This window comes from Paenibacillus sp. AR247, assembly GCF_002968895.1.
GTDB classification, from domain to species: Bacteria; Bacillota; Bacilli; order Paenibacillales; family Paenibacillaceae; genus Paenibacillus_AQ; species Paenibacillus_AQ favisporus.
Genome location: NZ_PCZT01000021.1, coordinates 116,773 through 123,177, shown reverse-complemented (window position 1 = coordinate 123,177; position 6,405 = coordinate 116,773). Strand labels below are relative to the sequence as shown.

General features: G+C 49.8%; 4 protein-coding genes and 1 pseudogene. All 5 read left to right on the top strand.

The genetic code is table 11. From position 1 onward, the window contains the following. The first annotated feature begins 33 nt into the window (after positions 1-33). Positions 34-2,794: pseudogene (ppc, locus tag CPT76_RS29000) on the top strand (phosphoenolpyruvate carboxylase). A gap of 149 nt (positions 2,795-2,943) precedes the next feature. After that, positions 2,944-3,489 carry an RNA polymerase sigma factor SigW gene (gene sigW, locus CPT76_RS28995; protein WP_105445347.1) on the top strand — a complete coding sequence of 182 codons (546 nt, stop codon included), beginning with the start codon at positions 2,944-2,946 and terminating at the stop codon, positions 3,487-3,489. A 119-nt stretch (positions 3,490-3,608) separates the two neighbouring features. After that, positions 3,609-4,223, top strand: coding sequence for a zf-HC2 domain-containing protein (locus CPT76_RS28990; RefSeq protein ID WP_076176254.1), 615 nt, complete (start codon positions 3,609-3,611; stop codon positions 4,221-4,223). A 201-nt stretch (positions 4,224-4,424) separates the two neighbouring features. Continuing rightward, complete coding sequence (gene cdaA, locus CPT76_RS28985) at positions 4,425-5,255, top strand: diadenylate cyclase CdaA (RefSeq protein WP_105445346.1); 831 nt, start codon at positions 4,425-4,427, stop codon at positions 5,253-5,255. Then, a partial coding sequence (locus tag CPT76_RS28980) for a CdaR family protein (RefSeq protein WP_181153109.1) occupies positions 5,248-6,405 on the top strand: 1,158 nt, incomplete at its 3' end. The genes cdaA and CPT76_RS28980, both read left to right, overlap by 8 nt.

The window sequence follows — 6,405 nt, the reverse complement described above, 5'->3', positions numbered from 1 at the left end:
CATGACTGAACTTCGGTAACCGCGACAAAAGCAATTCAACACTTGCTGCGGCGTGACGTGCGATTCTTGGGGAACAGTACTCGGGGAAGTGCTTGTCCATCAAGGGGGCAATGAACTCTTAGATATCGTTGAGAAGATCCGTGAAACAAGCAAATCTTTACGTTCTGTTTTTTTGCCTGAATTGTATGAAGAATTCAAAAAGATGGTTGAAACCCTTGAGCCGGATATTCGCCATCAGGTGATTCGTGCTTTTGCGATTTACTTCCAGCTTGTGAATATAGCCGAGCAAAATCATCGGATCCGCAGAAAACGGGACTATGAGCGCTCAGCTGGAGAAAGTGCTCAGCCCGATTCGATCGAGATGGCCATCAAGGAACTAAAAGAGCGGAACTTTACGGTCGAAGAAGTTCAGGACATTATTGAGAGCCTGTCCTTGGAACTGGTAATGACCGCCCATCCGACGGAAGCCATGCGCAGAGCGATTCTGGATATTCATAAACGGATTTCCGAAGATGTCATGCTGCTGGACAATCCGACTCTTACGTTCCGCGAGCGCGAACAGCTTCGGGAGAAGCTGCTGAACGAAGTCATTACGCTGTGGCAGACGGATGAGCTTAGAGCCCGTAAGCCTACGGTACTGGATGAGGTCCGGAACGGAATGTATTACTTCCATGAGACGCTGTTCCACGTTCTGCCTGACGTCTATCAGGAATTGGAACGCTGCTTGACCAAGTATTATCCGGGACACCTCTGGCACGCGCCTACGTACCTGAAATTCGGCTCATGGATCGGCGGCGACCGTGACGGTAACCCATCTGTGACGGCCGAGATCACTTCGCAGACGCTTCGTATGCAGCGCAAGCTGGCTATTCGGGAATATCAGCGCATTTTAGTTGAATATATGCAGTATTTGAGCTTCAGCACTTCCATAGTAGAAGTTTCCAAGGAACTTCAGGATTCCATTGAGCGGGACCGTGCAAATGTAACCGTTACAAAAAGGGATATTTGGAACAATGAGAAGGAACCATACCGTATCAAACTGGTTTACATGATGGAGAAAATCGCGAACGTCCTGGACGACAGTAAAAAAGGAACTGCCGAGTCCTATGCTTCGCCAGCGGAGTTTATTGAAGACCTGAGCATTATTGACCGCAGTCTTCGCTTCCATTTTGCGGACTATGTAGCAGATACTTATATCAAGAAGCTAATTCGCCAGGTTGAGCTGTTCGGGTTCCATACGGCGGCGCTGGATATCCGTCAGCACAGCCAGGAACATGAGAATGCGATGAAAGAGGTCCTGGAGAAGAGCAACATTACGCCTGACTATGCAGCGCTTTCCGAAGAGGAGAAGATTGAGCTGCTCACGAAGCTGCTGAGCGAACCGAGACCGATCTCGTCGGTATATCAGGACTACAGCCCAAGCACCAAAGAGTGCCTGGATGTATTCCGGGTAGTCAAGGAAGCACAGCAGGATTACGGTAAAGATTGCATTACCAGCTACCTGATCAGTATGGCTGAAGGAGCCAGTGACATTATGGAAGTCATGGTCTTCGCCAAAGAAGTCGGGCTGTTCCGGCAAGTTCCGGATGGTACCGTAGAATGTACATTGCAGGCGGTTCCGTTGTTCGAGACCATAGAGGACCTGCACGCCGCTCCGGAAATTATGAGACGGCTTTTCAAACTGCCGATTTATCGTCAGAGCATTACGGCCCGGAACGACCTTCAGGAAATTATGCTGGGTTACTCCGACAGCAACAAGGACGGCGGCGCGGTTACAGCCAACTGGGAACTGCGGGTTGCTCTGAAAGAGCTGACGGCTGTCGCCAGCGAGTTCGGCATTAAGCTGAAATTTTTCCACGGACGCGGCGGATCGTTGGGTCGCGGCGGCATGCCGCTGAACCGGAGCATTCTGGCTCAGCCGGCTTCTACCATCGGCGGAGGCATCAAGATCACCGAGCAGGGTGAGGTCATTTCCTCGCGCTATTCGTTGAAGGGCATTGCTTACCGCAGTTTGGAACAGGCAACATCGGCGCTGGTGACGGCAGCAATCAACGCGCGTTCGCCGGAAGAGGATGACGCAAACGAAGCCCATTGGGATGAGATCGTGCGCGAGATGTCCGAGGTTTCCCGGAATAAGTACCAGGATCTGATCTTCCGTGATCCGGATTTCCTGGCATTCTTCAAGGAATCCACGCCGCTTCCTGAAGTCGGAGAGCTGAACATCGGTTCGCGTCCTTCCAAGCGGAAGAATACCGACCGTTTTGAAGATCTGCGCGCCATTCCGTGGGTGTTCTCGTGGACCCAAAGCCGCTACCTGCTTCCTGCATGGTACGCCGCGGGTACAGGCCTTCAGAACTTTTATCAGAACAAGGAAGAGAATCTGAAGGTGATGCAGGAGATGTACGAGAAGTTCTCCTTCTTCACTTCCTTGATCGATTCCCTTCAAATGGCGATCGCCAAGGCGGATATGGTCATTGCCAAGGAATACGCCGGCATGGCCCGCAACGATGAGGCACGCCGCCGTATCTTCGGACTGATAGAGGAAGAGTTCAAGCTGACATCAGAGCTGATTTTGAAAATTACAGGACAAAAAGAAATTCTGGATAATGTGCCTGTCATTCAGGAATCGATCCGCCTCCGCAATCCTTATGTGGATCCGCTCAGCTATTTGCAGGTACAGCTGCTCAGCGAGCTCCGCGGACTGCGCGAACAGGATGAGGATAATGCAGAATTGCTGCGTGAGGTTCTGCTCACGATCAACGGCATTGCCTCGGGACTCCGGAACACAGGCTGATGATACGATTACTTCAATAAGCATCCCTGAAGCCAGAATAGGAAAGCTCAGTGCCTGAACCCCAGGTGCTGCGGCTTTCCTATTGTTCTGTTATACGGCTTGTCTTGCTTTTTAGAGAGACTTCATTTACGATTTGAATGGAAAAATAAATTGTTGTCGTGGCTCTGAAAGGAGACCAGCGGGCGTTTGCCGAAATTGTGGAACTGTACAAGGACAAAATTTATCATCTGGCTTACAGGATGCTGAACAACCGCCACGAAGCGGAGGACGTCGTTCAGGAGACTTTTTTACGCGTATATAAAAATTTGGACAGGTATGACCAGAATCAGAAATTCTCCACATGGATTTACCGCATCGGAACCAATTTATGCATCGACCGGCTGAGGAAAAGGAAACCGACCTATTCCCTCGATGCTGAGATGAACGACCAGGAAGGTATGGACGGGTATTCGATGATTCCAAGCGATAACCGGACGCCTGAGAGCGAGACGCTGATCTCGGAGACGCAGCAGATCATTTACGAAGCGATCGAGAGCCTTCCGGCGAAGTATAAGTCGGTCATGGTCCTTCGGTATTTGCAGGATTTGTCCTTGCAGGAAATCAGCGATGTGCTGGGAATGCCCGTAACAACGATTAAAACGAGGGTGCACCGGGGTCGCGAATTTTTGCGCAAAAAATTAGAGCCCAAATTATAGAAAACGAGCTTCGGTTTTGAAACTTCTTCAGAACCTGTACGTATTACAAATGAAACTGACCTGTGCCCCTGAACCGGGGAGATTGAATACATTCATATTAATGAAAGGATTGGCTCAGAATGGATTGCAAATTAGCCGTCTCTTTAATGCATGATTATTTAGATGACGACTTGTCCAAGGAGCAGCAGTTGGAGCTTAAGACCCATATGCTGTCCTGCCCTGACTGTCGGATGCAGTTTAAAGAGCTGGAACAGACGGATATGCTGATGTACTCACTGACGCACCATACGCCGTCTGCATCTCTTGAGCTGACTGAGCGGATCATGAATTCTCTCCCGAAGCAGAAGAAGCAGCAGCTATGGCTTACATGGGTCAAGAGACATCCGGCCATTACAGCCGCGGCTATATTTGTCTTAGTGATGCTGTTTAGTACCGTGAGCTTCTGGGATCAGGATACCCAACTGGTGGTTAAAGGCAGTGATCTGGATCAAGTTGTCATTGAAGGGAACACGGTCATCGTGCCTGAAGGCAAGAGTATTGCGGGCAATTTGACGGTAGAAAATGGAAAGACTCAGATCTATGGTGACGTCCAAGGTAATTTGACGGTCATCGATGGATCGCTGTACCAAGCCTCAACCGCCCATATTTCGGGTCAGGTGAAGAGCATTGATCAGGCGATGGACTGGATATGGTATAAAATCACAAACATGTTCTCTGATGTCGCCTATCGTTAGTAAATCTTGATATTTGTGGATATTGGCGCCTCTTTGGGACAAAGCGGGCGTCTTTTTTGTTAGGCAAAAATTTATAAATGGTTCCAATTTAAAACCGCGGCCGCTTGCAACCTGAAGGTGTACGTTATAACCTAGGTAATATAGGGGAAATTAAATGACATAGAGACCCATCATCATGAAGGGGAGTATGGGGGCCTAAGTATGAGTTATTTTGCGGACTTAACGTGGAAAGAGTCTATTAAAGATATCATTGACATCGCCATCGTTACATATATCATTTATCAGGTCATTTTGCTTGTCAGGGGGACCCGGGCGGTTCAGCTGTTGAAAGGGATTCTGTTCCTAGTCATCATCTGGGCGCTCAGTACATGGTTTGATCTGTACACCCTTAAATGGCTTATGAATCAGATATTTAACTTTGGCATTTTGGCGATCTTTATCATCTTTCAGCCGGAGCTTCGGCGGGCGCTGGAGCAGTTGGGGCGGGGCAAGCTGTTTGGCCGCTCATCGGCGGAAGATGAACAGCTCAATAAGCTGATCAGCGAAGTCATTAAGGCCGTGAACTATTTGGCTCGCAGAAAGATCGGAGCGTTAATCGTATTTGAACGGGAGACAGGTCTCAATGAATATACGGAGTCCGGGATTCCTATGCAGTCAATGGTGAGCTCCCAGCTGCTCATTAACATTTTTATACCGAATACACCTCTCCATGACGGTGCCGTGATCATTCAGAACCAACAGATCGCCGCTGCCGCCTGCTATTTGCCGCTGTCCGAGAATCCTTTTATCAGCAAGGAGCTGGGCACCCGGCACCGGGCGGCCATCGGGATCAGTGAAGTAGGGGATGCGGTGTCCATCGTCGTATCGGAGGAAACCGGACAAATATCGTTGGCCATTAACGGTCAGGTCGTTCGTGATATTAAAGAAGAATCCTTAATATCGAAACTGTATGAAGAGCTCCGTCCAAATTCCTCTGCGAAAGAAAAACGTCCTGTTTTCTGGAAGCGGAAGGGGAATGATAATCATGAATAAGTGGATCAATAACAACAATATTTCGAAAGTGCTGGCGCTTGCCGTAAGTATTTTGCTCTGGAGCATGGTTCATTTGAACGATGTGACGCCTACGCCTACCGCTAAAATTGATTCACGAATCATTGATAATGTGAAGGTACAGGCTTTTGGACTGGATGAGAAGAAGTATATTCTGAGCGCCATGGACACGGATCAGGTTCAGCTTGAGGTCAAAGGGAAAAAGTCGGACCTGCTCTCGATGTACTCGGAAGATTATAAAGTAAGGCTGGACCTGAGCAAAGTCAAAGTAGGCACCAGCACGCTGCCGCTGACCGTAGACGTTCCTTCGGGAATTGAGGTGGTCAACGTTCAGCCGTCAACCGTGACTGTCAATATTGAAAAAAGGGATACATCGTCTTTCCCGGTATCGATCGTGACGAGCGGGGAGCCGGCAGCAGGTTATCAAATGGGCAGCATTACGATGGAACCGGCTACGGTGTCTGTTACGCTGCCTGAAAGCGACCTGAAAAGGGTCGATAAGATTCAAGGATCGGTATCCATTGATGGCGAAGACGCAACGATTAAGGAAAAGCGGGTGAAGCTGACCGCGTTGGACAAGCAGGGGAAGGAAATTGAGGGGGCGGTAATTGAGCCGTCAACCATCTCCGTGATCGTACCGATTACGCCGCCATACAAAGAGGTGCCGATCGAACTGCACTATTCCGGCCAACTGCCTGACGGCCTCGTGATTTCCAAGGCTCAGCCAAGCGTGACTACCGTGAAGCTGTACGGTTCTCAAGATGCGCTTGCGGGAATAAAGTCCTATAATGACGTCGATGTGGATTTGGGGCAGATCAAGGAAGCGGGAACAATGGTACTTCCTGTGGACTTGACGCCGCCGCAGGGTTTTGAGAAAATCGAGCCGAGCTCTATGGAGGTTGAAATCACCACGGTGTCCAACTCTCAGCGGGTGATTGACGACATTCCGATTAAGATCAGCGGGGCCGGCTCTGACGTGCAGGCCGCGATCAAGAGCCCGGCAAGCGGCACCATGTCGCTTAAGCTGAGCGGCGCTCCTGGACTGCTGAACAGCCTGACAAAGGATGACATTCAGCTCATCGCCAGTGTTGGTAACCTGAACGCCCGGTACGCATCAGGTGAACCTGCAGGT

Coding starts and splice junctions, on each gene's coding strand:
- CPT76_RS28990 (WP_076176254.1), top strand. CDS start 3,609: ATGGATTGCAAATTAGCCGTCTCTTTAATGCATGATTATTTAGATGAC.
- cdaA (WP_105445346.1), top strand. CDS start 4,425: ATGAGTTATTTTGCGGACTTAACGTGGAAAGAGTCTATTAAAGATATC.